Raw genomic sequence first — 23063 nt, 5'->3', positions numbered from 1 at the left:
TAAATCTAATGACGATGCTTTATACTCTTCATCACGATTCGTGATATCAGTGCAGATAGAATACTCCCTCTTCCGGCAGGAAGAGCTGGTTGTAGCGCAGCTGGAAGGCGTTAAGCTCCTGCGGATCGGGCTCTATTTCGCGCATAAAGCCAAGTGCCAGACGAATTTGCGCATCGGTAATGGGTGCGGCAAGGCGAGCCTTACGCAGCATACGGTGCCAGGTATGCAGATTTTCTTCGCTGCCATCGACAATGCAGACCTGCCAGATCAGTAGCACCTGCGCGGCATTTTGCAGATGCGCCTCGTCGGGGCGTTCAAGGTAGCGGATAAACTCATTGCCCGGCGTTTTACCGAACTGGTCAATCATCGACTCGACCGGCATCGGGGTGATCCCCAGCCGCTCGCTTAAACGTTTGATGGCGCGGCGGGAGTCTGAAGTCAGGACACGAAATCCAACCACAAACACCACGGCAAGCGTTGCCAGCATTATCCAGACCATGCGTTCTCCTTAGACTAGCCGCTCATCATAGCGGGAAACGCAGCGCGTCGACAGCGGGCAGCGCCATAATAGTGAACGGAAAAGAGGTGGAAAAACGTCATGAAAGCGGATCTGCGTACGCTGGATCTTAACCTGCTGAAAACGCTGGATGCCCTGCTGGACGAGCGCAGCGTCACCCGCGCGGCGGGGCGTCTTGCCCTGACCCAGCCTGCGGTGAGCGGCATGCTCAACCGCCTGCGGGATTACTTTGACGATCCGCTATTTATTCGCGCGCCGCACGGGATGGTGCCAACCACGCGCGCCGAAGCGTTAGCCGCTCCGGTGAAGCGCATTCTCGCTGATATCGACATGCTGCTTCAGCCCGTGGCGTTTGACCCTATCACCGCAGCGCTCACCTTCACCCTCGCCGCGACTGACTACGCCCTGCGTGCGGTCGTCGTACCCTTTATCGCCGCCCTTAAGATGCAGGCTCCCTCTGTCCGCGTGCGCGTCGTGCCCGTGGAACCGGGTCGCCTGGTCAGCCAGCTTGAACAGGGCAGCGTTGACGTGGCGCTGATCACTCCGCACACCACGCCAGATGAGCTTCACAGCCGTGCGCTTTATGATGAACGGTATGTTTGCATGATGCGTGCCGACCATCCGGATGCCGGAAAACCAATCACGTTAGACCGTTTTTGCGCCCTGGAGCATGTACTCGTCTCTTACGAGGGCGATGGTTTTCGTGGCGTAACGGATAGCGCGCTGGAGAAAATTGGCCGCATGCGGCACGTGGGGTTATCGGTGAGCAACTTTTTGGTGCTGCCGGACGTGCTGGCCCTCAGCGATATGATTGCCGTCGTGCCGTCACGCATCGCGGAAAACCAGACGGGAATATTCGTCTGCGAGACACCGATTCCCGTACCCGGCTTTACCAAAAGCATGGCCTGGCACGGCAGAACGCACCGCAACCCCGCGCAGGTGTGGCTGCGCGGGCTGTTGCTGGAAACCAGTCAGCGCGCCTGAAGCCCTTTCAGCAGCGCCTCGTGGAAGCGTCCGGGGTCCTGCATCTGCGGCGCGTGGCCCATGTCGTTAAACTCAACCAGCGTCGCGTGCGGAATGCGCTTCGCCGTCTCTTTCCCCAGCACCGCATAGTTGCCGAGCGTCTTGCGGATCTCCGGCGGGGCGAGATCTTTCCCAATGGCGGTGTTGTCCTTCGTGCCGATCATCAATAATACCGGCATCTTCAGGTCGCTAAATTCGTAGATAACCGGCTGGGTGTAGATCATGTCGTAGAGCAGCGCCGAGTTCCACGCCACGCGCGCTTTACCCGGCCCGTTGTTCAGCCCGGCAAGCATGGTGACCCAGCGCTCGTATTCCGGCTTCCACTCCCCGGCGTAGTAGGTATTTTTCTCGTACTGACGAATGCCGTCGGCGCTGACCTTCAGTTCGCGCTGGTACCACTGGTCAACCGTGATATGCGGCACGCCGCGGGCTTTCCAGTCTTCCAGGCCTATCGGGTTCACCATCACCAGCTGCTCTACCTGCTGCGGCCACATTAGCGCGTAGCGGGTTGCCAGCATGCCGCCGGTCGAGTGGCCGATAACCGTCGCGCGATCGACGCCAAGCGATGCGAGCAGCGCGTGGGTGTTGTCCGCCAGCTGCTGGAAGGTGTACTGATAATGGTCCGGCTTGGTGGATTTACAGAAGCCGATCTGGTCGGGTGCGATCACGCGATACCCGCTGGCCGACAGCGCACGGATCGTGCCGTCCCAGGTGCCGGCGCAGAAATTTTTGCCGTGCATCAGCACCACGGTACGTCCGTTGGGTTTTTCCGGCTTCACGTCCAGGTAAGCCATATCCAGAGACTGGTTTTGCGAGGTCAAGGTAAAGTGTTTTACCGGCCAGCCGTAGTCGAAACCTTCCAGCTTCTCGCCGTAGGTGGGGGCATCCGCGGCCATTGCGGGGGACGCCAGCGCCATCAGCAGCGCCAGGCAGGACAATCGTCGGGTTAACATGCAAGCTCTCCGTTAGCAAAAGGGGCTAAGGCTGCACGAAAGGCGGCAGCAAAAAACACTGTAGAGCATGGAGAGGTGCGAGTGTGTAAAGCGGGGTAAAGGTAGGACGCGCAAATAAAAAAAGCCCGGCATCACACACCGGGCAAAGAAGTTACCTGCACACTCAGGCCGCTTTTAATTTCTGCGCGCGGTTCTCGCGGCGAATTTTACGTTCTTCCAGCACCGCGACCATCGCCATCAGGACGATACAGCCAATCGCTGCCGCATCCAGCGCCGCGAAGGTGCCCGCCCAGCCGGTGAGGCCGAAAATCGGCGTGCCGTCGGCGATCATCCCCAGGCCCAGCTTGGCGAAGCTGTCGCCGATCAGGTAGGCGAAGGTGCCTTTAATCCCATCGGCGGCGCCGATCGCTTTTTTCGGCACGAACCCTACGGCCGCCACGCCAATCAGCAGCTGCGGGCCAAACACCAAGAAGCCGAGCGCAAACAGGGACGCCAGGTAAACGTACTGGTTGCTGGCGTGCTGGTAGACGCCCAGCGTGGCGATAATCAGCGCCAGTGCGACGCAGGCCACCAGCGCACGGCGGCCGTTGGCGAGATCCGAAAGCCAGCCCCACAGCAGCGTGCCGACCAGCGCGCCCACTTCGAACAGGGTGAAGCCCTGAATCGCCACCTCTTTCGAGAGCTTCAGCTCCTGGAAGGCGTATACCGTTGACCACTGGTCGATGCCGATGCGCACCACGTACAGGAAGATGTTCGAGAAGCAGAGCAGCCAGATCACTTTGTTTTTCAGCACGTACTCAACAAAGATCTGCCATTTGGACATCTCGTTCTCTTCGGTCTCTTTGTCCTCTTCGCTGATCTCCTCCCCGAACAGCTCTTCGGCTTTGCCGAGGCCGTAGGATTCCGGGGAGTCGCTGCCGAAGCGCAGGCCGATAAAGCCGACGATCAGGGCGATAATCGACGGGAAGATAAACATGCCGATCACGTGGCCGTCGAACAGGTAGTTCGCGCCAAACAGCGCCACGCCTGCCGCACCCGCCCCGCCGAGGTTGTGGGAGATGTTCCACATGCCCAGGTACGAACCCCGCTTGCGGCGCGGGGTCCATTTGGTGATGGTGGAGTAGCTGCACGACCCGCCGGTGCTCTGGAAGAAACCGCTCAGGGCGTAGAAAGTAATCATCAGGAACAGGCTGACGGAGCCCGCGCCCATGCTGGCGCTGAAGCCGAGCATGCAGATGGCGGAGAGGATCAGCATAAACGGCAGGAACTGCTTGGTGTTTTTGCCGTCCGCGTAGTAGGACACCACCGTTTTCCCCACCCCGTAGGTGATGGAGAAGCCCAGGCCAATCATCCCCAGCTGCGTCATGCTCAGCCCGTAGGTCGAGATCATGTCGTTCTGCGCGATGTTAAAGTTTTTGCGGATCAGGTACATGGTCAGGTAGCCGATGAAGACCACCAGATAAGACTGCATGAACGGTTTGAACCACATCTTGCGCCGCACGTCGAGCGGCAGATCCAGGGTCGGCTTGCGCACCTGGTTTAAGAAGGCCAGCATGGTTGGTTTACTCCTGAGCTGATTTTTGCAGCATTGTAAAAATCAGCCGGGAGAGATGCCTGAGACAGCGTCCAGGTGAAACCGGGAAAATTTCTTAGTTTTGCGCCATTCGGCAACAAAAGGTGAGGCGCGTCACGCTTCGCGCGGCGCCTGGGCGTGCAAAAACGGCAGCAGCAGCAGGGCCGAGATGCCCGCCGCGATGGCGATCGCCGCGAAGAACCCGCTCCAGTGCCAGATGTCGATCACCCGCGCCAGCGGCCAGCCGGAGAGCGACGCGCCGAGGTAGGCAAACAGCCCAACAAAGCCCGTCGCCGCGCCTGCCGCCTCTTTGTGCGAGCACTCCGCCGCCGCCATGCCGATCAGCATCTGCGGGCCAAAGACGAAAAAGCCGATGGTGAAGAAGCACGCCGCCTGCATGACGTAGCTGGCGAATGGCATCAGCCACAGCGAGCCCACGGAGAGTAAAATCCCGGCGGCAAAAATCAGGTTCATCGGGCCGCGGTTGCCGTTGAACAGCTTGTCCGATCCCCAGCCCGCTACCAGCGCGCCGATAAACCCACCCAACTCGAACATCGTCACCGCCGAATTAGCGGTGACCAGATCCACACCCAGCGTCTCGGACATGTACAGGTTGCCCCAGTCGTTGATGGCCGCGCGCACCACGTAGACCAGCACGTAGCAGAGGGACAGCAGCCAGATGTACGGATTTTTCAACACGTACTTGGTGAGGATCTCCTGGCGGGACAGCCCGGCGCCCTCCTGCTGCTGGGCGATCTCCATCTCGTCGTGCCGCCAGTCGCCCACCGCAGGCAGGCCGACGGTTTGCGGCCTGTCGCGCAGGCGCCAGCAGAGGAACAGCCCGGCGACAATCGCGAGGGCACCGGCAATCATCATCCCCGTGCGCCAGCCGTAGTGCAGCGCGGCAGCCCCCACCACCATCGGGATCAGCGCCCCGCCGACGTTATGCGCGGTATTCCAGATCGCCCACCAGCCGCCGCGCTCGTTGCGCGAGTACCAGGCGGTGAGCAGGCGGGCGCAGACCGGCGCGCCCCAGCCCTGGAAAAAGGCGTTCAGCGCCCACAGCAGAGCAAAGGCCCACAGCGAGGTGGAAAAGCCGAACAGGATGTTCACCACGCCGGTGGCGATCAGCCCGACGCCCATAAAGTAGCGCGCGTTGGAGCGGTCGCTGACGATGCCGGAGAAAAACTTCGACAGGCCGTAGGTGATGTAAAACAGCGTCGCCAGCAGGCCGATATCGGTGCGCGTCATCACGCCGCTGGCGAGGATTTCCGGCGCGGCGGCGTTGAAGCTTTTGCGGGTGAAGTAGAACAGGGCGTAGCCGAGCCAGATGGTGATCAGGATATGGCGACGCCAGTAGCGGTAGCGGGCGTCGATTTCCGCTTTGTTGCTTAACGGGGCTACGCTGGCGGGCGTTTTAAACATGATACGTCCTTAACGGCAGGCTGACGCTGACGCGCGTCCCGTGGGTGCAGGAAAGGTTCAGCGTGCCGCCCAGCGCCTTGACGCGCTCGCGCATCCCCGCCAGGCCAAACCCCTGCTGGCCGGAGCCCGGCGGCAGGCCGCAGCCGTCGTCGTCTATCACCAGCATCAGTCGCTCGTCCTGCTGCCAGCCCTGGATCGTCACCGCGCTGGCATTGGCGTGTTTGACGATGTTGTTCAGCCCTTCCTGACAGACGCGGAACAGCGTCACGCGCTGGCCTTCACTCAGCGCAGGTTCGTTAATACGCCAGTCGAGATGGCTGACAATGCCGCGGCTTTCGAGCTCCATCTCACGCATCAGGGAGCGTATCGCCTGCTCCAGCGACAGGTCATCAAGCTGGCGCGGACGCAGCCGTCCCAGCAAGCGGCGAACGGCGTCATAGACGCCCAGCGAAAGCTGTTCGATATGCGCCCCGCCCTGCTTCACGCTCGCGTTTTCTGCCGCCAGGCGCTGGACGATGCCCGCCTGCGTGCGGATGGCGGTAATGGTCTGCCCGATATCATCGTGCAGCTCGCGAGCCACTTCCTGACGCACGCTCTCCTCGGTTTCCAGCAGACGCTCCGCCAGACGGCGGTTGCGCGCCAGCTCGGCTTGCAGGGACTGGTTCAGCTCGCGCAGACGCTGAATGCCCGCCCCGAGCAGCAGCCCGGTCAGGCTCTGGGCCAGCAGCGAGAGCAGCAGATCCACCGGATGATCGTGCCAGGTCTGGCTGGCGATCAGCGCGATGGCGTTCATTAGCGTGGCGATCAAAGCGCCCTGCCAGCCGTAGTGCCAGGCCAGGGCGATAATCGGCAGTGCCAGACAAAACGGCGTGAAGCGCGATAATTCAGCGGGCAGACCCAGTTGTAGCCACAGGCTCACGACAAACAGCAGCAGATACCAGATCAGGTGCCGGGCGCGCCAGTTCACCGGCTGGGAGACCAGCGCCGGGCCGAGCGGCTGCCAGACGGTGCTGGTAAGGTAGTGCCAGATCACAAGGCAGGTCGGGGCCAGCGTCAGTCCGCCGGTCAGGGTCAGCAGCAGGGCGTTGAGCACCTCCTTTTCGCCCATCCACGGCAGAGACTGCAACAGCGCGGCGGCAATCAGCGCCGCCCCCTGACGCAGCAGCGTGCGCCAGTCGCGCTGGTGACGATAGCGGGAAATCAGGGCAACGGGGAGAAGCGTGAGAAGGCTTCCGGTCATCAATAAGGGAAGATGCGCGAGGGCCACCTCCTGCGCCAGCCAGATCAGCATCAGCCACTCCGCGCCGAGCAAAACGGGCCAGTATCCGCGCGGGCACTGGAGCATTAATCCCAGACGCAGGCCGAAGGGAAACAGCAGCACCGCCAGCTCCGGGCGTTCCACCAGGTGCAGGCTGATGCTCCACAGGCAAAACCACGCGGCGGAGAAGATAAAAAAGCTGGCAGCGACGGCGATCAGCCTTGAAAACAGGGAGTTCATTGCCAGCTGTCAAACATGCGGCGCGCCAGCTCAACGTCGTTGCTGACGTTGAGTTTTTCCATCAGGTTGGCGCGATGAACGTGTACGGTTTTGGGCGACAGGCCCAGCTCTACGGCAATCTCTTTTACCGACATGCCCTGGGCAAGCTTCTCCGCCACCTGGCGTTCGCGTCTGGTGAGCGGATCCTGCCGTCCGGCCGCCAGCTTGATGGCGATATCCGGCGTCAGGTAGCAGCCGCCGGTAGAGACGGTGCGCACGGCGGCAATCAGCTCGTCCGGGCTACAGCGTTTGGAGAGGAAGCCGCGCGCCCCCGCGTTGAGCGCCTGCTCGACCAGCGCCGGGCTGTCGTGGACCGAAAGCATGATCGTCGCCATCCCTTTCGGCAGCTGGCTCAACAGCTCCAGCCCGGAGAGATCCGGCATCGAGATGTCGCAGATACAGACCTGCACCCCGCGCCCCGGCAGGCCCGCCAGCGCCTCGCGCCCGGAGCCAAACTCGGCCACGACCTGGAAATCCGGTTCGAGGTTGAGAAGCTGGGCAAAGCCGGAGCGGACGATGAGGTGGTCGTCGATGAGAGCGATGGTGGTCATGTGTGTTCCTGCGGTCTGAAATGCCGGATGGCGGCGTAAACGCCTTATCCGGCCTACGCGTAACGTCCTTGTAGGCCGGATAAGCGCAGCGTCATCCGGCAAAAGCCTCTTACCTTAAGTGATTTACTCGAAAAACACCGCAATTTTGTTAAACATGGTGGGATCGGACTGGTTGCGTGCCACTTTGGTGACGTCCTCCAGCTTGTCGATCTGCGCCATCATCTGCTCCAGACGCTGGTCGTCGTTCACCAGTAGCCAGATGCGGCTGTGCTCGCTGCCCTGAATCGGCAGACACAAAATGCCTTCTACGTTAAACGCCCGGCGGGCAAACAGCCCGCAGACGTGGGTCATCACGCCGGGATGGTTGCGGACGGTGAGTTCCAGAATGACGTTATCGTGTTGTTTCTGCATGGCTTATTCCCCCACCATCTCAGTATTTGCCGCACCCGGCGGCACCATCGGATACACTTTTTGCTGCGCGTCGATACGCACGTGGATCAGCGCCGGGCCGGGGCGAGCAATCGCCTCCTGCAACGCCGCGTGGGCATCGTCTTCGGCGTTCAGATCGCAGGTGTGCAGGCCAAAACCGGCGGCAATCTGCATGAAGTTGATCGTCCCCGGATAGGTCGCGGCAAACACGCCCTGCTTGTAGAACAGGCTCTGCTGCTGGTGCACCAGACCCAGCGCCTCGTTGTTCATCAGGATGATTTTGACGTCCAGCTGGTTTTCGGCCGCGGTCGCCATTTCCTGAATGTTCATCATCAGGCTGCCGTCGCCGGAGAAGCAGATAACCTTGCGATCCGGGTTGGCGAGCGCCGCGCCAACCGCCGCCGGCAGGCCGAAGCCCATGGTGCCGAGGCCGCCGGAGGTCAGCCACTGGCGCGGGCGGTTCAGCGGATAGGCCTGCGCGGTCCACATCTGGTGCTGGCCGACGTCGGTGGTGATGATCGCGCTGTCGTCCACGCAGGCGGCCACGGCGTTGATCAGCCCGTAGTGGCTCAACGGGTCGCCCTCGGTTGGGATGGCGCCCGGGAACTCGCGTTGCAGATCGGCCACCAGCTGGCGCCAGTCGGCGCGGTCAGCTGCGTCCGTCTGCGGGATCAGCTGCGCCAGCACGTCGGCCACGTCGCCCTGAATCGCCACGTGCGGCTGCTTGATTTTACCCAGCTCGGCGCGGTCGATATCCACATGAATAATTTTGGCGTTCGGGCAGAACTCCTCGGTTTTGCCAATCGCCCGGTCATCAAAACGTGCACCCATAACAATCAGCAAATCCGCCTCTTGCAGGATGTAGTTGGTGCTGCGCGCGCCGTGCATGCCCAGCATCCCTAAAGACAATGGGTGCGCTTTAGGCAGCATGCCCAGCGCCATCAGGGTCATCGTGGTTGGCAGGCTGGCTTTTTCCGCGAACGCACGGATTTCATCCGCAGCGTTAATCGCCCCGCCGCCCAGATAGAGCACCGGGCGTCTGGCGGCGTTAATCATGGCGGCGGCGTCGCGCACGCTCTCAGCGCTGAATTCCGGTGCGGGGGCACGCTCGCCCGGCGCAGGCAGCACGTCGATCTCGATCTCTGCGGTCTGTACGTCCTTAGGAATGTCTATCCACACCGGACCCGGGCGGCCAGACTGCGCAATGCGGAACGCATCGCTGATCACCTGAGGCAGCTCGCTGATATCGCGAACTAAATAGTTATGTTTGGTGATGGGGATAGAGATGCCGTAGGTGTCCACTTCCTGGAACGCATCGGTGCCGATCATCGAGGACGGTACCTGGCCGGTAATGCAGATCAGCGGAATGGAGTCGAGACGCGCGTCGGCGATGGCGGTCACCAGGTTAGTGGCGCCCGGCCCGCTACAGGCCATACACACCGCAGGTTTGCCCTGGGTACGCGCCATGCCCTGAGCGATAAAACCGGCTCCCTGCTCGTGACGCGCCAGTACGTGGCGGATCTGTGTGCTTTGGCTTAACGCATCATACAGCGGCAGCACGGTTCCACCCGGGATACCCGCAACCGTGGTGATGCCCTGTCGTTCCAGTAAATGAACAATCAGCTGCGCGCCTGTAAAACGCGTCTTTGTGGATGTTGTGCCCGAACTTGCCATGCTCCAGTCCTTTTCTTCTGAGCCAGCCTTCCGGGGAGGGTCCTAAACGAAAAACCCCGCCCGGTTTGCGCCGGCGGGGTTTTGGATTCGTGTGTTGATCCAGTCCCTACGGCGCATTGCCGACGACCACCACCACACGCACGACGACCACTGCGGCTGGTTGCGCAGTTTTTAGTAGGGTCGAAGTGAAAATGGATGAAGTCATTGGGGACCTGTGTTTGGAATCATTGATTGAATTTATACAAACACAGGTTTTCGGGCGTGACAATGGAAATATTTTCATCTGCGCAAAAATGCGTCAGGGATCACGTTTCGTTTGTTGGGTGATGAAACCATAAAAAGGCTTTTATCTCACTCAATAAACAGCGCAGGCGAAACGCCAAAGCGGGCCGCCAGTTTTTTTATATGGTTCAGTGTGAGCTGACGCTGCCCATTGAGTACCCTTGAAACCATTGATTTACTGCCTATTTCATCCTGAAAATCCGAAATAGTGAGTTTGTGCTGATCCATAAGCGTTCTTAACACCGCAATCCCCACGGGAACAGATTCCATCTCCTGGCGTAGCGCGACAATTTCAGGCCGGTTTGCTTCGTAGCGGCTGATTCTCGCACATACAATATCCAGTAAAGGGCTGCCAGGTTCATGCATGAGCAGATACTCAACCAGCTCCAGTGCGTCCTGGTAATCCTTCTCGTTAGGATGTTCACCCAGCAGAGGAACAGCCGCAACAAGGTCATGCGTAGCTTTTAGTGCATCAGCAACGATCATCATTTCTTCCCCTTAGTGCGATGTTTCTCCGTAAAACGGTCATATTCCTTATGAGTAAAAACATGGCGCACATAAAACTTTTGGCTTTCAAAGAAAATGAGAGCCACTACTCTGAGATTGTTATTTGCAATATCAATAACATAATGCTTATCGAGATACTTGAAGTTATCCAGCGTTGGAAACAGTTTTCTTAGCGCAGCAGGCTTCGGGCAATGGCTTTTTTCGATAACTCTTCCCAAAAAGAGAAGTTCATCCCTGTATTGTGGAAACTGGCTTACCGCCTCACAAATTGCCTTCATTGAGATTAAATGCATACTGCATGCCTGCCGCGTCCGTTGCCATAATGGCAACAATAACATGCATTGCCAATATGAACGCCCGTCAATTTTTTGTCTAACCTCAGAAAACAAAAAACCCCGCCTAAGCGAGGTTTTTTTCAGGGTTTTGCGGTTGGTCGCCGCAGAACACACTGTGTTACGTCAACGCGAAAAGTATACGCGATCGAAGACGAACGCGCAATTCCGGCACGGATTTTGACGTTTTTGAGTATGGATCGCCTTCCAAATTTTGTCCATAAAATACTGTTCATGCATACAGTATTTATCTATACTGAGGGTGTTCGCAGTGAGCGAGGGGGCCGCAGTTTACCGGCGCAACGAAGTCCTGGCTGAAACGGGTGGTGCCGTCAGTGCCTTAACCCCTGAAGTGAGCACACTGTGTTACGTCAATCCAGGTGCTGGCCACAGGCGGCGGAAAGGTACGCCAGCATCGTGCTCCTTTTAACCAAAAGGAGACGCGTATGAGCGTCGTGGATATGGTCATACTTGTCCTCAAACTCATTGTTGCTGTATTGCAACTGCTTGATGCTGTCCTGAAATACGTTCGGTGATTCAGGTTCAAGTCGCACCTGAGAGGGGCGGGCAACCGCCCCTCTTTAATAACGAGGGAATGCTATGTCGCGTCTGTTAATTGAGCCTGTTACGCCTGATGAGCCGGGCTATATCGCCCTGAAGGCCGAGAGTATCGCGTTGAATTTCAACATGCTGCGCAGGCTGGAAGAGAACTGGCAGCGGGGTGAAAACCGCTTCAATGCCCCGGGTGAAAAGCTGCTGGGGGCGTTTCTTAACGGCAAGCTGGTGGGCGTTTGTGGTCTTAATCGCGATCCGTTCAGCCAGCAGCCGCGCGCCGGACGTATTCGTCATCTCTATGTCAGCGAAAAGTGCCGCGGGCTGGGCATTGGAAAGCAGCTTTTGACCGTGGTGATGGCGGATGCCAGCATCTGGTTTGATTTTCTTAATACCCATGCGCCGGAAACTGCGTACGGATTTTATCATCGGGCAGGCTTCAGGCTGGTGTCAGACGAACCCCGGGTCACGCACCGCCTTTTTTGCGCAGTGTAAGCGTCTGGCAGCATCCAAGGGTGAATGTTACAGTTGGATGACATTTCACCATTTGAAACGCCATGACCATCACCGTTTTCTGCATTTTACTGTTCGCCGCACTGCTGCATGCCAGCTGGAACGCCATCGTTAAGGCCGGAACGGACAAGCTCTACTCTGCGATCGGCGTCAGCGGTTCAGCCGCGCTTATTGCCCTGATTTTACTGCCTTTCTCTCCCCAGCCGACGGCTGCAAGCTGGCCTTATTTGTTCGTCTCCTGCGCGTTACAGGTGGTGTATACGGTACTGGTGGCAAAAACCTATCAGATCTCCGACATGAGCCAGACCTATCCGCTGATGCGCGGTACCGCCCCGCTGCTGGTGGCGCTGATCAGCGTGCTGGCGCTTGGCGACCACCTCTCCTGGCTCGCCTGGTCCGGTATCGGCGTCATTTGCCTGTCAATTCTGGCGATGGCGATGAATGGCCGCATGCAGTCGCGCAAGGGGATCTGGCTGGCACTGCTTAACGCCTGTTTTATCGCCGGGTATACGCTGGTGGACGGCACCGGCGTGCGGTTATCAGACTCGGCGCTGGGCTACACGCTCTGGACCTTCTTCATGAACGGCTTCTGCCTGCTGAGCTGGGCGATGGTAGCCCGCCGCCGTGAAGCGTCAGCCTATCTGCGCCTGCACTGGAAAAAGGGGCTACTCGGCGGCGTCGGGACGATGGGATCTTACGGTCTGGCGCTTTGGGCGATGACGCAGGCGCCGCTGGCGGTGGTCGCGGCGCTGCGTGAAACCTCGATTCTCTTCGGCGCATTAATCGCATTTGTGCTTTTAAAAGAGAAAGTTGCTGGCCTGCGCATCGCGGCGGCGCTGGGTATAGCCGCCGGTGCGGTCCTGCTTCGCCTGGCGTAATTCGCTGGCAACATTAGTTGCCGATCTTGTTTACAAATCCTGCCTTCACACCCTCTGTCATTCATCACAGTAATGCTTAAATTGTCATCTCACTGTGGTAGATTCCTCGCGCATTTATGGGAATGCGTAGTCACTTATTCTTTATTTCTCTCTTTTGGCAAAAGTATTCAGCGACATGAAAAAGCAACGGAACGTGAACTTATTGTTGATGCTGGTGTTACTGGTGGCCGTCGGGCAGATGGCGCAAACCATCTATATTCCGGCGATTGCCGATATGGCAAAAGATCTGAACGTCCGAGAAGGGGCGGTACAGAGCGTGATGGCAGCCTACCTGCTGACCTATGGCGTTTCACAGCTGGTTTATGGTCCCCTGTCCGATCGCGTCGGGCGTCGCCCGGTCATTCTGGTGGGCATGAGCATTTTCATGGTGGCGACGGTCATTGCCATTACCACCCATAGCCTGACCGTACTGATTGCCGCCAGCGCTCTCCAGGGTGTTGGCACCGGCGTCGGCGGGGTTATGGCGCGTACCCTGCCGCGAGATATGTATCAAGGCACCCAGCTTCGTCACGCCAACAGCCTGTTAAACATGGGTATTCTGGTGAGCCCGCTGCTCGCGCCGCTGATCGGTGGCCTGCTGGACACCGTGTGGTCCTGGCGCGCCTGTTACGCCTTCCTGCTGGTGCTGTGCGCGATCGTCACCTTCAGCATGGCGCGCTGGATGCCGGAAACACGTCCGCAGGACGCGCCGCGTACGAAGCTTATCGCCAGCTATAAAACGCTGTTCGGCAACGGGTCGTTTACCTGTTATTTATTGATGCTGATCGGCGGCCTGGCGGGCATTGCCGTGTTCGAAGCCTGTTCCGGCGTGCTGCTGGGCGCAGGCCTTGGCCTGAGCAGCATGGTGGTGAGTATCCTGTTTATTCTGCCGATCCCGGCGGCGTTCTTCGGCGCATGGTTCGCCGGACGTCCGAACAAACGCTTCTCCACGCTGATGTGGCAGGCCGTGATCAGTTGCCTGCTGGCAGGGCTGATGATGTGGATCCCGGGGCTGTTTGACGTGATGTCGGTCTGGACGTTGCTCGTTCCGGCTGCGCTGTTCTTCTTCGGCGCGGGCATGCTGTTCCCGCTCGCCACCAGCGGCGCAATGGAGCCGTTCCCGTTCCTCGCGGGTACCGCTGGTGCCCTGGTGGGCGGTTTGCAGAATATTGGTTCCGGCGCGCTCGCCTGGCTCTCCGCGATGTTGCCGCAGACCGGGCAGGCTAGTTTAGGCTTGCTGATGACCCTGATGGGGCTGCTGATTTTGCTGTGCTGGCTGCCGCTGGCGTCGCGTGTCTCGCATCACGAACAGCCTGTTTAACCGCATGATGGCCCGGCTTCTCGCCGGGCTTTTCACACCCGGGCGCAATCATCGCCTGCAATAGCCGCTCTGGCGCAGGACGCCACGCCCCCTCTTCCCCGTCATAAAACTGAACATCGGCGTTTATCGCATACGGAATAGCAGCCTTTTGCAGCTGGCACGCCATAAACGTGGCAAACGCCATTTGCGAGGCGGTTGGCGTCAGGGTTTTCGACTCGCCCACACCCCAGCCACCTACCCAACTCACGTGCCCGGTTTTTTGTTGCCAGCGCAGGGCGGCGTTGATTCGGTTGCGAATAGCCGTTTTCTCCGCCGCGGTTCCGGACGTCCACGGGTATTTGCCGTTCGTTTTCAGCGGACCCCACGGGAAAATATGCCACTCTGCCAGCAGGTAATTCTGGCTGTGCGCGGGCAGCTTCAGGCTGGATAAATCCTCTGGCGCGGCGCGCAGGCGAGGTGCGATAAAAATCATGCGGCTGGCATCAATGGCGTGAATGCCTTTGATCGCTTTCTCATACACCCGGTTGAGGGAAACCATGTTGTGGTTGAGCTTGTCCGCCGGTTCGTAGATCAGGTCAAACCCCAGCAACGGCGAACGCTGACCAAAATAATGCGCCACGGCAATCCACCAATCGATCACCGCTTTTTCGGTATCCGCTTTCGGGTCGTTTTTATATTCATCGGCCTGATAAGCGACGATGGGGATGATGCCGTATTGCTCGCAGGCCTCCACCAGCTTGCGCAGGTGAATCAGTCGCGCTTCCGTGAGTTCGCCCGCCACCCGAATGCGGACATGACGTATGCCTTTCGCCCGAAAATCACGGACCACCAGCGGATCAAACTCGCGGATACCGCGCTCGGTGCGGGCCCAGTCGACGTCCATCCCGACACCCAGCATCTGCGCGTAACGGGCAGCCGTCAGCGGCGGCTCAGCGGCACAGGCCCAGCCGGAAGCGATCGCTAACACGGTGACAATGAAAGGCTTCAGCACGTCGCACCTTGCGAAAATCAAATCATTAGCCTGTATTTAGCACGCTTTTTCGCATTTGGTGTAGAGCCAAAGCGTAATAATTCTTCAGTTCGCCCGCTCTTTCAGCCAACCGATAAAGGCGTCAATTTTTGGCCATTGCCGGCCCGAAAGCGTTGAGACGTAGTAGTGTTGATGACATTTAAGCGTCTTTTCGCCGAAAGGAGCAATCAGCTCGCCGCACGCGAGATGCTTTTGCACCAGCCTTTTTCGCCCCATCGCAACGCCGGCGTGGTGCGTCGCGGCAATAATCGCCAGATCCGCACGGTCGAACCCAATCCCGGATGAGGGCGGCATATTCACGCCAAAATGCGTCGCCCAGCTTGACCATTCATCCGTGGCGGAATCGTGGCTCCAGGCCTGACGGTCATGGAGCAGCGTGCAGCGGTGAAGGTTATCGGGATTTTGCGCCAGCGCGTGCTCCCTGGCATATTCCGGTGAGCAGACCGGCAGGATCGCTTCATCCATCAGGAAGTGATAACCGAGCTGCTTCGGCGGTGAATCATCGAAATAGAGCGCCAGATCAACGCCCGTTCGCTGCATATTCACGTCTTCATTGCCCGTCAGCACGTTCAGCGAAATAGACGGATAGCGTTGGGTAAAGTCGCCAAGCATCGGCACCAGCCAGCACTGGGCAATCGATGGACGGGAATAAACCGTCAGCGTGCCCGACAGCGCCTGGTTTTTAATGTCCAGTACTTCCTGGTTCAGCGCGTCGAGCGAGGATTTTAGCGTCCAGTACACGCGCTTCCCCTCCTGCGTCAGCTCAACTTTGCGGTGCGAGCGTGTAAACAGCTGAATGCCCAGCTCGTCTTCCAGCAGGCTGATGCGGTGGCTTACCGCGCTGGGGGTCAGGGACAGCTCAGCGGCTGCCAGCGCAAAAGATTCATACCGGGCAGCCGCTTCAAAGGTATGCATTTTGGACAGCTGCCAGCCGTTTAGCCGTCGCTTATCTTCCACCATCGCCCTCATCTCTTCGTGGTTGGTTCAATCTGGTTCACCTGAAACGCAATTTATATCATTTGTCAGTATGCCTCTTTTTTATGCTTAATACCGGATGAACCCCCTTGCGAAGAGATGGACGATGAAAAGCGCAACGATCAACGCGTTAACCGCACGGTTTCCTCTGGTTGAGGATCTGATTGCCCTGAAAGAAACCACCTGGCTCAACCCGCGTACCACGACGCTGGCTGAAGGGTTGCCCTATGTCGGGCTGACCAAAGCCGACGTTGACGACGCCCACGCGCGCCTGCAACGCTTCGCGCCGTATCTGGCGAAAGCCTTCCCGGAAACGGCGGCTGCGGGCGGAATTATCGAATCTGAACTGGTCGCCATTCCGGCAATGAAAACGCGTCTGAAGCAGGAATGTGGCGTAACGATCCCCGGCACGCTGCTGCTGAAAAAAGACAGCCATCTGCCTATTTCCGGCTCCATTAAAGCGCGCGGCGGCATTTATGAAGTGCTGGCTCACGCGGAAAAACTGGCGCTGGCCTCAGGCTTGCTCAAGCTGGATGACGATTACAGCATTCTGCTGGAGCCGCGCTTCAAGGACTTCTTCAGCCAGTACCGCATCGCCGTGGGCTCAACCGGCAACCTCGGGCTGTCCATCGGCATCATGAGCGCGCGCATCGGCTTTAAGGTCACGGTGCATATGTCTGCCGACGCCCGTGAATGGAAAAAAGCCAGGCTGCGCAGCCACGGCGTGACCGTCGTGGAATACGAGCAGGATTACGGCGTGGCGGTGGAGCAAGGGCGCAAAGCAGCGGAAAGCGATCCGAACTGCTTCTTTATTGACGACGAGAACTCCCGCACGCTGTTCCTGGGCTATGCGGTGGCGGGCGAGCGCCTGAAAGCGCAGTTTGCCGCACAGGGGCGCGTGGTGGACGCTGAACATCCCCTAAACGTCTATCTGCCGTGCGGCGTCGGCGGCGGGCCCGGCGGCGTGGCGTTTGGCCTGAAGCTGGCCTTTGGCGACAGCGTGCACTGTTTCTTCGCCGAGCCTACACACTCGCCGTGCATGCTGCTGGGTGTCCACACCGGTCTGCACGATGAGATCGCCGTACAGGATCTGGGTATTGATAACGTGACGGCGGCGGACGGGCTGGCGGTAGGCCGCGCGTCCGGCTTCGTGGGTCGCGCGATGGAGCGTCTGCTTGACGGGTTCTTTACCCTCTCCGATCAGAGCATGTATAACCTGCTCGGCTGGCTGGCACAGGAGGAAAGCATTCGCCTGGAGCCGTCGGCGCTGGCGGGGATGGTGGGGCCGGTACGGATAAAGTCAGATGCCAACACGACGCACCTGGTCTGGGCAACCGGCGGCGGCATGGTGCCGGATGACGAGATGGCGAATTATCTGGCGAAAGGGAAGTAATTATGCCGGGCGGCGGCTGCGCCTTACCCGGCCTACAGGTGCAAAATTTGTCGAATATGGGTTACCGCAAACAGCAGCGACAGGGACAACACGGCCAGGGCGATCAGGAACTTATCCCGCACCGCCCCTGGCTGTGCGAAATCACTGTGCGCGACGTCCATCAGGTTCCGGCTGCGGGTATAGCGCCATAAAATAATGGCTACCAGCGCCAGCACAACGATGGAGATCCAGAATGGCATCCCCGTGCGGTGCCAGTTGTGCTTAATGGCAAGCGCAATCAGCGCGCCATACCCCAGCAGCGTGCGTAGCCAGGCCAGCGAGGTACGCTCCGGCTGAAGCCCGGGGTCTGCTTCCCGCCGCGCTTTGCGGCTATCCGGCATAGAACACCAGTAACATCACGATGCCAGCCACCAGCAGCAAAATCGTACTGATGATAAGCAAACCGCGCGTGTAAGGGAGATCCTGCTTCAGACGCATCGCCTTTTCGTTGCGCAGCCACCGCAGGTAGCCGTAGATCGCCAGCACGCCGGCTAACAGACACAGCAGCAGGGACAGCGCTTCGCGGATCAGCGGGGTGGCAAAATCAGGGGCGAGCTGATCAAGGCCAACGCCTGCGGCCAGAAAGCCCAGGGCAGTACGGATCCACGCTAAAAATGTACGCTCGTTAGCCAGTGAGAAGCGGTAGTCCGGCGCTTCACCGAGGCGGGAAATGTTCATGAAGGTTCCTTGTCGTACCAGAAGCAGGCTTCAGCATAGCGTAAATTAACGGGGACAAGGAGACCGGCATCGGGTGATGCCGGTCAGCGAGGCTAGCCCATTCCCCAGAACAGCACCGCCAATAGCTGTGGGGTAATGATGCGCAGAAACATCACCAGCGGATAAACCGTGGCGTAAGACAGCGCCGCCGCGCCGCTGGTGGCGTGCAGGTTATTGGCGAACGCCAGCGCGGGCGGATCGGTCATAGAGCCAGCCAGCATGCCGCACAGCGTGAGATAGTTCATTTTAGCGAACATACGCGCCAGTAATCCGACCGTTATCAGCGGGATGGCGGTAATAAATATGCCGTATCCTACCCAGCTCATCCCTTCGCCGTGCACCAGGGTATCGACAAAATCGCCGCCGGATTTCAGCCCCACCACCGCCAGAAACAGCACGATGCCTAACTCCCGCAGCGCCAGGTTAGCGCTCGGCGGCATAAACCAGTAGAGCTTACCGATGGAGCCGATACGCCCGAGGATCAGCGCCATAATGAGCGGCCCGCCAGCCAGACCCAGCTTCAGCGCTACCGGGAAGCCGGGCACGTACAGGGGGATGGAGCCAAGCATCACCCCAAGCCCGACACCGATAAAGACCGGCAGCATCTGCACCTGCTGGAGTTTTTGCTGCGCGTTTCCCACCATGTTCGCTACGGCATCAATGGATGACGGACGCCCGACCAGGTTGAGAATATCACCGAATTGCAGGCTCGCATCCTGGCTGGCCACCAGCTCCACGCCGGCGCGATTAAGACGGGAGATCACCACGTCATAGCGCTCTTTAACCTGCAAATCGCGTATTTTCTTGCCCAGCACCTTCTCATTGGTCACCACCACGCGCTCCACGCGCATATCCGTTCCACGGGTTGAGAGCGAGGTATCTACCTCCTGACCAATCACCAGCCGGGCATTGTTTAAATCCGCCGGTTGCCCTACCAGATGCAGGAGATCGCCGTGTTGAATAAGGGTATCGGGCGAAGGCACCATCAGCGTGTCATCGCGTTTCAGGCGTGAACAGATAATGGTCGCGCTGTTCAGAATGGGAACATCCTGTATCGCCATATTGTTCAGATTGGGGTTTTCGACACGAATGTTGATGGTTTTAATGAGCGCATGGCCGTTGGTCAGGGTGCTTTCATGCTCCTTCGCTTCCTGTTCAACGTTAACGCGGAACAGCACGCGCACCAGCCACATCGAGAGCAAAATACCGCAAATGCCAAACGGATAGGCCATGGCGTAGCTCATCCCCATCTGATCGACGACATCAGCCGGGATACCCAAATCGCGCAGAATTTGCTGACCCGCCCCGAGCGCAGGCGTGTTAGTGACGGCTCCGGAGAAAATACCCAGCACGACGGGCAACGGAATAGCGAAGAGTTTATGCAGGATCGCGGTGACCAGCCCACCCATCACAACAATGCCGAAAGCAAAGAGATTAAGGCGTAAACCGGAGACGCGCAGCGAAGCGAAGAAACCCGGACCCACCTGAATACCGATGGTATACACAAAGAGGATCAGGCCAAATTCCTGAATGAAATGCAGCATATCGGCGCTGAGCACCCACCCAAGCTGGTCGGCAAAATGACCAACAAAAATCCCGCCGAACAGCACCCCGCCGATACCAAACCCGACGCCGCGGATTTTGATATTCCCCAGCCACAACCCGACTACCGCGACAAGGGCCAACACGCTCACGGTTAACGCGATATCACTCATGATCCACATCCTGTGTATAACCATAGTTATACTAAGGATTCTCTCAGAGCCAGCGGCGATTGTATGGGCGATGGCGCACAAAAAAGCCCTGCCGGGGCAGGGCTTCGTGCAGTCTGTGAGTATTGTCGGGTGGCGGCTGCGCCTTACCCGACCTACAGGTTCGGCAGGTTTTGCGCAGCCTCTACCCGGCAAAAAAAGTATTAGCTATTCAACGCCGGACGTTCGCTAATGGCGATGCGCTGCGGCGCAATGGCTTCCGGCACGTTACGGGTGAGGTCAATATTCAGCAGCCCGTTGGTAAACGTCGCGCCAGACACTTCCATATGGTCTGCCAGCGTAAAGCTCAGGCTGAACGGCTGAGTGACAAGCCCCTGATGCAGCCATTTGGTCTCGGTGTCTGGTTTTTCCGGCGACCCTTTCACGGTCAGGCGCGTACCCTCAAGCTGGATGTCGAGATCTTCCTGACGGAACCCGGCCAGCGCGAGCGTGATGCGGTAGTGATTATCATCGCTTTTTTCGATGTTGTACGGCGGAAACGTCTGCTGTTCGGTCGCGCTTTGCAGCGCGTTAGCCAGTTTGTCAAAACCGATCCACTGACGCAGCAGAGGGGAAAAATCATAGTTACGCATACTAAATCTCCTTCTGAGAAGCGAGTTCGGCACAGTTTAATTTTGTGCGCAGTTGTACCTGCAAACCCTTACGGATTCGCATATGCTCCCTTTACGGCAAGCAATTTCAGGTGGGCCGCGTTAGCGACCCGCATAATTAGTTGATTTCGATACGGCGTGGTTTTTTCTCTTCCGGAATCACACGTTCCAGTTCGATAAAAAGCAGGCCGTTCACCAGGTTCGCGCCCTTGACGTGGATGTTCTCAGCCAGCTGGAACTTGCGCTCAAAGTTGCGCTCTGCGATGCCCTGGTAGAGGTAGGTTCGTTCTTTCTGCTCGCCCGCATGGGAGCCTTTCACCACCAGCAGATTGTCCTGGGCGGTGATCTCCAGTTCGCTCTCTGCGAAACCGGCGACAGCAATCGCAATGCGGTAGTGGTTTTCGTCAACCAGTTCAACGTTGTAAGGAGGATAGCCGTTGCTCTGGCTCTGGTTGTTTTCTAAGTGGTTGAACAGACGATCAAAACCAATGGCAGAACGGTATAGCGGAGAGAGATCGAAGTTACGCATAGATAAAAGCTCCTGAAATCAGCGAGAAAATGTAGCCTTCCACCATGGACAGGCTTCCGTTCCCCCGAACACCCATCAGGCGTGTCCGTTATCGGGGTACATCCTTAAAATGGGTCTGGATACGGGCTTTTCAAGCGTATTAATGTGAGATTTTTTTGCACTTTGCTGGATGTCGCATAGACTCAGGGGCACAGCACAAAGGGTTAAATTGCGATGGCGACCACAGTGCAGATGTTTTGGACTGTCCATTTTGGACGCGCCTCGCTATAACCCTGAGTTGCAGGTCAATGCCGTGCTACTAAAGATGACTGAGTGATGATGAGAAATGTTCTGATTAAGCTGGCGACGTTCAGCGGGGTTGTTTTACTTTGCGGGTGTTCGAGCGTGATGTCGCACACCGGCGGTAAAGAAGGAACATATCCGGGGACGCGCGCCAGTGCCGCCATGATCTCTGATGATGAGACAAACTGGGGTACCAAATCTCTGGCGATTCTTGATATGCCATTTACGGCGGTTGCCGATACGCTTCTGCTGCCGTGGGATATGTTCCGCACCGACAGCTCAGTGCGCTCGCGCGTTGAGAAAAGCGAGCAGGAGACGCTGGCAACCAACTCCGTCATCCCGCCCGCAGAGATGCCCCCGCGCTAATTCCGTACGGTTTCCGTTAGCCACAGCTGGCGGAAACCGTCCTTCTCTTCCATCCACGCGATATAACGCCCGTCCGGGGAAAAAACCACTGCGTCAGCAGACGGCGGATTGCCACGATCGGACGTCAAAAACGTCACCTTTCCGGTCTGCGCACCGCAGCAGGCGATGCGGCTTTCGAGCACAAACCCAAGTGTGTGGCCGGAGGGATGCCAGTTAAAGGCCGACTGGATATCACTCACACTGTGGGTCAACTGGCGCGGCTCGCCGCCCTCAGGTGAGATAAGCCACAGCTGCACAACGCCGTTATCGTCCCGCATTAAAAACGCAATCTGCGTCCCCTGCGGATTGCTGCGCACCCAGTGGCGCGGCACGTTCACCAGCCCCGGATACGCCTTCTGATGGGTGAAGGTTAAGCGGCGTTGCGTGATGCCCGCAGGAGGCGCGGGCATCGTCTCAGGCGTTCCCTGCAACGGCGACTCGCCCGCCCGTTTCCAGCCCTGCTCATCTTTGGGGAGGTCCACAATAAACAGTTCCGGCACCTTTTCGCCTTTCGCAGACACCGTATCGCCGATAAACGCCAGCCTGTCGTTGCCCACCCAGCCCTCTTCATAGGCGCGGTTAATCTCATCGCTGCCTGGTTGCGGGTTCGGCGTTGTACGGCTTACCAGCACGCTCCAGAAGGTGCCAGCATATTCCCGTGGATGGTTCCCCTGTGGGTTTACCGGGCCGAAAGGCGCAGCTACCCCGACGTTACGCAAATCCAGCTTTGGATCGCGCTCGTGCAGCACATGGTCGTTGTAGGTAAAGCTGACGAACTGCCCGTTCGGGCTAAAAACGTGGACGTGGCTGCCGCCACGCAGCGCACCAGCCGTGTAAGGCGCGGTGATATCCATCGCATCGAGATTGCTCACCTCGCCGTTGTGCGCAATCACTCCCTGACGATGGTGAAAATCATACTGCCAGTCTGCATCGGGGTTTTTCGGGCCGTGGATAAATACATATTTATCCTCAGCAGGATGAACGGTTACCACGCCGACATGCGCGCCGTCAGCGGCACGGTAGATCACCTCAACCTCGCCCGTACTGACATTGACCCGCTCAATGGTTTTACCGGTAAACGACGCGCCGGATGGCCGCACGTCATAGACAAGCCACTGGCTGTCTGGGGTCCAGGTGTTGATATTGGTGAGCTGGTGGTGGCGGGAAGCGAAGGTGATTTGTTTCATAAGGATACCCTGATGCGCGGTTATCGCATCAGGGTAAA

The 23063-nt window shown here is 58.5% G+C and carries 26 protein-coding genes and 1 other annotated feature; of the genes, 7 read left to right on the top strand and 19 right to left on the bottom strand.

The annotated features are described in order from the left end of the window. Positions 1–46: 46 nt before the first annotated feature. Positions 47–499 (bottom strand): DUF1198 domain-containing protein, encoded by a 453-nt coding sequence (locus tag N5C09_RS11085; protein WP_063452074.1) that lies wholly within the window; start codon positions 497–499, stop codon positions 47–49. A 99-nt stretch (positions 500–598) separates the two neighbouring features. Between N5C09_RS11085 and N5C09_RS11080 the strand changes: the two genes are divergently transcribed. Next, positions 599–1501 carry a LysR family transcriptional regulator gene (locus N5C09_RS11080; protein WP_279749045.1) on the top strand — a complete coding sequence of 301 codons (903 nt, stop codon included), beginning with the start codon at positions 599–601 and terminating at the stop codon, positions 1499–1501. Here the strand turns inward: N5C09_RS11080 and N5C09_RS11075 are convergent. The 10 genes from N5C09_RS11075 to N5C09_RS11030 form a co-directional block, all read right to left on the bottom strand. Then, positions 1489–2493 (bottom strand): alpha/beta hydrolase, encoded by a 1005-nt coding sequence (locus N5C09_RS11075; protein ID WP_279749044.1) that lies wholly within the window; start codon positions 2491–2493, stop codon positions 1489–1491. The two genes, N5C09_RS11080 and N5C09_RS11075, sit on opposite strands and share 13 nt — an antisense overlap. 163 nt (positions 2494–2656) lie before the next feature. Continuing rightward, on the bottom strand, positions 2657–4048 hold the full coding sequence (gene uhpT / locus N5C09_RS11070; protein WP_107534337.1) for a hexose-6-phosphate:phosphate antiporter: 1392 nt from the start codon (positions 4046–4048) through the stop codon (positions 2657–2659). A gap of 132 nt (positions 4049–4180) precedes the next feature. Further along, positions 4181–5491 (bottom strand): MFS transporter, encoded by a 1311-nt coding sequence (locus N5C09_RS11065; RefSeq protein WP_107534335.1) that lies wholly within the window; start codon positions 5489–5491, stop codon positions 4181–4183. After that, positions 5484–6989: a signal transduction histidine-protein kinase/phosphatase UhpB gene (uhpB, locus tag N5C09_RS11060; protein WP_279749043.1), complete on the bottom strand. Its 1506-nt coding sequence runs from the start codon at positions 6987–6989 to the stop codon at positions 5484–5486. Before uhpB ends, N5C09_RS11065 begins: the two co-directional genes overlap by 8 nt. Further along, positions 6986–7579, bottom strand: a complete 594-nt coding sequence (gene uhpA, locus N5C09_RS11055; protein ID WP_003861054.1) for a transcriptional regulator UhpA — start codon at positions 7577–7579, stop codon at positions 6986–6988. The genes uhpB and uhpA overlap by 4 nt, the downstream gene beginning before the upstream one ends. A 123-nt stretch (positions 7580–7702) precedes the next feature. Next, complete coding sequence (gene ilvN, locus N5C09_RS11050) at positions 7703–7990, bottom strand: acetolactate synthase small subunit (RefSeq protein WP_010426528.1); 288 nt, start codon at positions 7988–7990, stop codon at positions 7703–7705. A gap of 3 nt (positions 7991–7993) precedes the next feature. After that, positions 7994–9682, bottom strand: coding sequence for an acetolactate synthase large subunit (gene ilvB, locus N5C09_RS11045; RefSeq protein WP_279749042.1), 1689 nt, complete (start codon positions 9680–9682; stop codon positions 7994–7996). Between the two features lie 106 nt (positions 9683–9788). Next, positions 9789–9887, bottom strand: coding sequence for an ilvB operon leader peptide IvbL (ivbL, locus tag N5C09_RS11040; RefSeq protein WP_057979964.1), 99 nt, complete (start codon positions 9885–9887; stop codon positions 9789–9791). Positions 9888–10033: 146 nt separating this feature from the next. After that, complete coding sequence (locus N5C09_RS11035; protein WP_063452214.1) at positions 10034–10450, bottom strand: helix-turn-helix domain-containing protein; 417 nt, start codon at positions 10448–10450, stop codon at positions 10034–10036. Next, entirely contained in the window at positions 10450–10764 is a 315-nt protein-coding gene (locus N5C09_RS11030; protein WP_279749041.1) for a type II toxin-antitoxin system HigB family toxin, read from the bottom strand. Before N5C09_RS11030 ends, N5C09_RS11035 begins: the two co-directional genes overlap by 1 nt. A 485-nt stretch (positions 10765–11249) precedes the next feature. On the opposite strand from N5C09_RS11030, the gene tisB reads away from it, so the two are divergent. From tisB to emrD, 4 genes are all read left to right on the top strand, one after another. Then, positions 11250–11339, top strand: a complete 90-nt coding sequence (tisB, locus tag N5C09_RS21345; protein ID WP_017383683.1) for a type I toxin-antitoxin system toxin TisB — start codon at positions 11250–11252, stop codon at positions 11337–11339. A gap of 64 nt (positions 11340–11403) precedes the next feature. Beyond that, on the top strand, positions 11404–11850 hold the full coding sequence (locus tag N5C09_RS11025; RefSeq protein WP_063868644.1) for a GNAT family N-acetyltransferase: 447 nt from the start codon (positions 11404–11406) through the stop codon (positions 11848–11850). A gap of 62 nt (positions 11851–11912) precedes the next feature. Continuing rightward, positions 11913–12746: a DMT family transporter gene (locus N5C09_RS11020; protein ID WP_279749040.1), complete on the top strand. Its 834-nt coding sequence runs from the start codon at positions 11913–11915 to the stop codon at positions 12744–12746. A 175-nt stretch (positions 12747–12921) separates the two neighbouring features. Then, positions 12922–14106 (top strand): multidrug efflux MFS transporter EmrD, encoded by a 1185-nt coding sequence (emrD, locus tag N5C09_RS11015; RefSeq protein WP_279749039.1) that lies wholly within the window; start codon positions 12922–12924, stop codon positions 14104–14106. On the opposite strand, the gene N5C09_RS11010 is transcribed toward emrD, so the two are convergent. Together N5C09_RS11010 and dsdC are read right to left on the bottom strand one after the other, a co-directional pair. Continuing rightward, positions 14009–15097, bottom strand: a complete 1089-nt coding sequence (locus tag N5C09_RS11010; RefSeq protein ID WP_279749038.1) for a cellulase family glycosylhydrolase — start codon at positions 15095–15097, stop codon at positions 14009–14011. The two genes, emrD and N5C09_RS11010, sit on opposite strands and share 98 nt — an antisense overlap. Before the next feature lie 84 nt (positions 15098–15181). After that, complete coding sequence (gene dsdC / locus N5C09_RS11005) at positions 15182–16096, bottom strand: DNA-binding transcriptional regulator DsdC (RefSeq protein WP_279749037.1); 915 nt, start codon at positions 16094–16096, stop codon at positions 15182–15184. 121 nt (positions 16097–16217) lie between these two features. Here dsdC and dsdA point away from each other — a divergent pair, with 121 nt between their 5' ends. After that, entirely contained in the window at positions 16218–17504 is a 1287-nt protein-coding gene (gene dsdA / locus N5C09_RS11000; RefSeq protein ID WP_279749036.1) for a D-serine ammonia-lyase, read from the top strand. Positions 17505–17536: 32 nt separating this feature from the next. Here dsdA and N5C09_RS10995 read toward each other — a convergent pair whose 3' ends face one another. The 5 genes from N5C09_RS10995 to ibpA form a co-directional block, all read right to left on the bottom strand. Continuing rightward, positions 17537–17884 (bottom strand): DUF202 domain-containing protein, encoded by a 348-nt coding sequence (locus tag N5C09_RS10995; RefSeq protein ID WP_112792460.1) that lies wholly within the window; start codon positions 17882–17884, stop codon positions 17537–17539. Then, positions 17874–18221 (bottom strand): DUF202 domain-containing protein, encoded by a 348-nt coding sequence (locus N5C09_RS10990; RefSeq protein WP_063452060.1) that lies wholly within the window; start codon positions 18219–18221, stop codon positions 17874–17876. The genes N5C09_RS10995 and N5C09_RS10990 overlap by 11 nt, the downstream gene beginning before the upstream one ends. 92 nt (positions 18222–18313) lie before the next feature. Beyond that, entirely contained in the window at positions 18314–19975 is a 1662-nt protein-coding gene (locus N5C09_RS10985) for a putative transporter (protein WP_279749035.1), read from the bottom strand. A 200-nt stretch (positions 19976–20175) separates the two neighbouring features. Further along, the gene (ibpB, locus tag N5C09_RS10980; protein ID WP_006808781.1) at positions 20176–20604 is read right to left on the bottom strand and encodes a small heat shock chaperone IbpB; all 429 of its coding nucleotides are present in this window, start codon (positions 20602–20604) and stop codon (positions 20176–20178) included. A gap of 136 nt (positions 20605–20740) precedes the next feature. Then, positions 20741–21151, bottom strand: coding sequence for a small heat shock chaperone IbpA (gene ibpA, locus N5C09_RS10975; protein ID WP_003861094.1), 411 nt, complete (start codon positions 21149–21151; stop codon positions 20741–20743). After that, positions 21145–21218, bottom strand: a sequence feature (ROSE (Repression Of Heat Shock gene Expression) occurs in the 5'-region of heat shock genes and acts as an RNA thermometer to modulate expression.). Its footprint overlaps the gene before it by 7 nt. Before the next feature lie 248 nt (positions 21219–21466). Between ibpA and N5C09_RS10970 the strand changes: the two genes are divergently transcribed. Then, positions 21467–21799 (top strand): YceK/YidQ family lipoprotein, encoded by a 333-nt coding sequence (locus N5C09_RS10970; RefSeq protein WP_063868628.1) that lies wholly within the window; start codon positions 21467–21469, stop codon positions 21797–21799. Here the strand turns inward: N5C09_RS10970 and N5C09_RS10965 are convergent. Beyond that, positions 21796–23025 (bottom strand): DUF3748 domain-containing protein, encoded by a 1230-nt coding sequence (locus N5C09_RS10965; protein WP_279749034.1) that lies wholly within the window; start codon positions 23023–23025, stop codon positions 21796–21798. The two genes, N5C09_RS10970 and N5C09_RS10965, sit on opposite strands and share 4 nt — an antisense overlap. Positions 23026–23063: the final 38 nt, after the last annotated feature.

This window comes from Enterobacter sp. GD03975, from assembly GCF_029838645.1.
Lineage (GTDB): Bacteria > Pseudomonadota > Gammaproteobacteria > Enterobacterales > Enterobacteriaceae > Enterobacter > Enterobacter quasihormaechei.
The sequence above is the reverse complement of the archived record's forward strand: the minus strand, read 5'-3'. Positions and strand labels throughout refer to the sequence as shown.

Coding starts and splice junctions, on each gene's coding strand:
- N5C09_RS11085 (WP_063452074.1), bottom strand. CDS start 499: ATGGTCTGGATAATGCTGGCAACGCTTGCCGTGGTGTTTGTGGTTGGA.
- N5C09_RS11080 (WP_279749045.1), top strand. CDS start 599: ATGAAAGCGGATCTGCGTACGCTGGATCTTAACCTGCTGAAAACGCTG.
- N5C09_RS11075 (WP_279749044.1), bottom strand. CDS start 2,493: ATGTTAACCCGACGATTGTCCTGCCTGGCGCTGCTGATGGCGCTGGCG.
- uhpT (WP_107534337.1), bottom strand. CDS start 4,048: ATGCTGGCCTTCTTAAACCAGGTGCGCAAGCCGACCCTGGATCTGCCG.
- N5C09_RS11065 (WP_107534335.1), bottom strand. CDS start 5,491: ATGTTTAAAACGCCCGCCAGCGTAGCCCCGTTAAGCAACAAAGCGGAA.
- uhpB (WP_279749043.1), bottom strand. CDS start 6,989: ATGAACTCCCTGTTTTCAAGGCTGATCGCCGTCGCTGCCAGCTTTTTT.
- uhpA (WP_003861054.1), bottom strand. CDS start 7,579: ATGACCACCATCGCTCTCATCGACGACCACCTCATCGTCCGCTCCGGC.
- ilvN (WP_010426528.1), bottom strand. CDS start 7,990: ATGCAGAAACAACACGATAACGTCATTCTGGAACTCACCGTCCGCAAC.
- ilvB (WP_279749042.1), bottom strand. CDS start 9,682: ATGGCAAGTTCGGGCACAACATCCACAAAGACGCGTTTTACAGGCGCG.
- ivbL (WP_057979964.1), bottom strand. CDS start 9,887: ATGACTTCATCCATTTTCACTTCGACCCTACTAAAAACTGCGCAACCA.
- N5C09_RS11035 (WP_063452214.1), bottom strand. CDS start 10,450: ATGATCGTTGCTGATGCACTAAAAGCTACGCATGACCTTGTTGCGGCT.
- N5C09_RS11030 (WP_279749041.1), bottom strand. CDS start 10,764: ATGCATTTAATCTCAATGAAGGCAATTTGTGAGGCGGTAAGCCAGTTT.
- tisB (WP_017383683.1), top strand. CDS start 11,250: ATGAGCGTCGTGGATATGGTCATACTTGTCCTCAAACTCATTGTTGCT.
- N5C09_RS11025 (WP_063868644.1), top strand. CDS start 11,404: ATGTCGCGTCTGTTAATTGAGCCTGTTACGCCTGATGAGCCGGGCTAT.
- N5C09_RS11020 (WP_279749040.1), top strand. CDS start 11,913: ATGACCATCACCGTTTTCTGCATTTTACTGTTCGCCGCACTGCTGCAT.
- emrD (WP_279749039.1), top strand. CDS start 12,922: ATGAAAAAGCAACGGAACGTGAACTTATTGTTGATGCTGGTGTTACTG.
- dsdC (WP_279749037.1), bottom strand. CDS start 16,096: ATGGTGGAAGATAAGCGACGGCTAAACGGCTGGCAGCTGTCCAAAATG.
- dsdA (WP_279749036.1), top strand. CDS start 16,218: ATGAAAAGCGCAACGATCAACGCGTTAACCGCACGGTTTCCTCTGGTT.
- N5C09_RS10995 (WP_112792460.1), bottom strand. CDS start 17,884: ATGCCGGATAGCCGCAAAGCGCGGCGGGAAGCAGACCCCGGGCTTCAG.
- N5C09_RS10990 (WP_063452060.1), bottom strand. CDS start 18,221: ATGAACATTTCCCGCCTCGGTGAAGCGCCGGACTACCGCTTCTCACTG.
- N5C09_RS10985 (WP_279749035.1), bottom strand. CDS start 19,975: ATGAGTGATATCGCGTTAACCGTGAGCGTGTTGGCCCTTGTCGCGGTA.
- ibpB (WP_006808781.1), bottom strand. CDS start 20,604: ATGCGTAACTATGATTTTTCCCCTCTGCTGCGTCAGTGGATCGGTTTT.
- ibpA (WP_003861094.1), bottom strand. CDS start 21,151: ATGCGTAACTTCGATCTCTCTCCGCTATACCGTTCTGCCATTGGTTTT.
- N5C09_RS10970 (WP_063868628.1), top strand. CDS start 21,467: ATGATGAGAAATGTTCTGATTAAGCTGGCGACGTTCAGCGGGGTTGTT.
- N5C09_RS10965 (WP_279749034.1), bottom strand. CDS start 23,025: ATGAAACAAATCACCTTCGCTTCCCGCCACCACCAGCTCACCAATATC.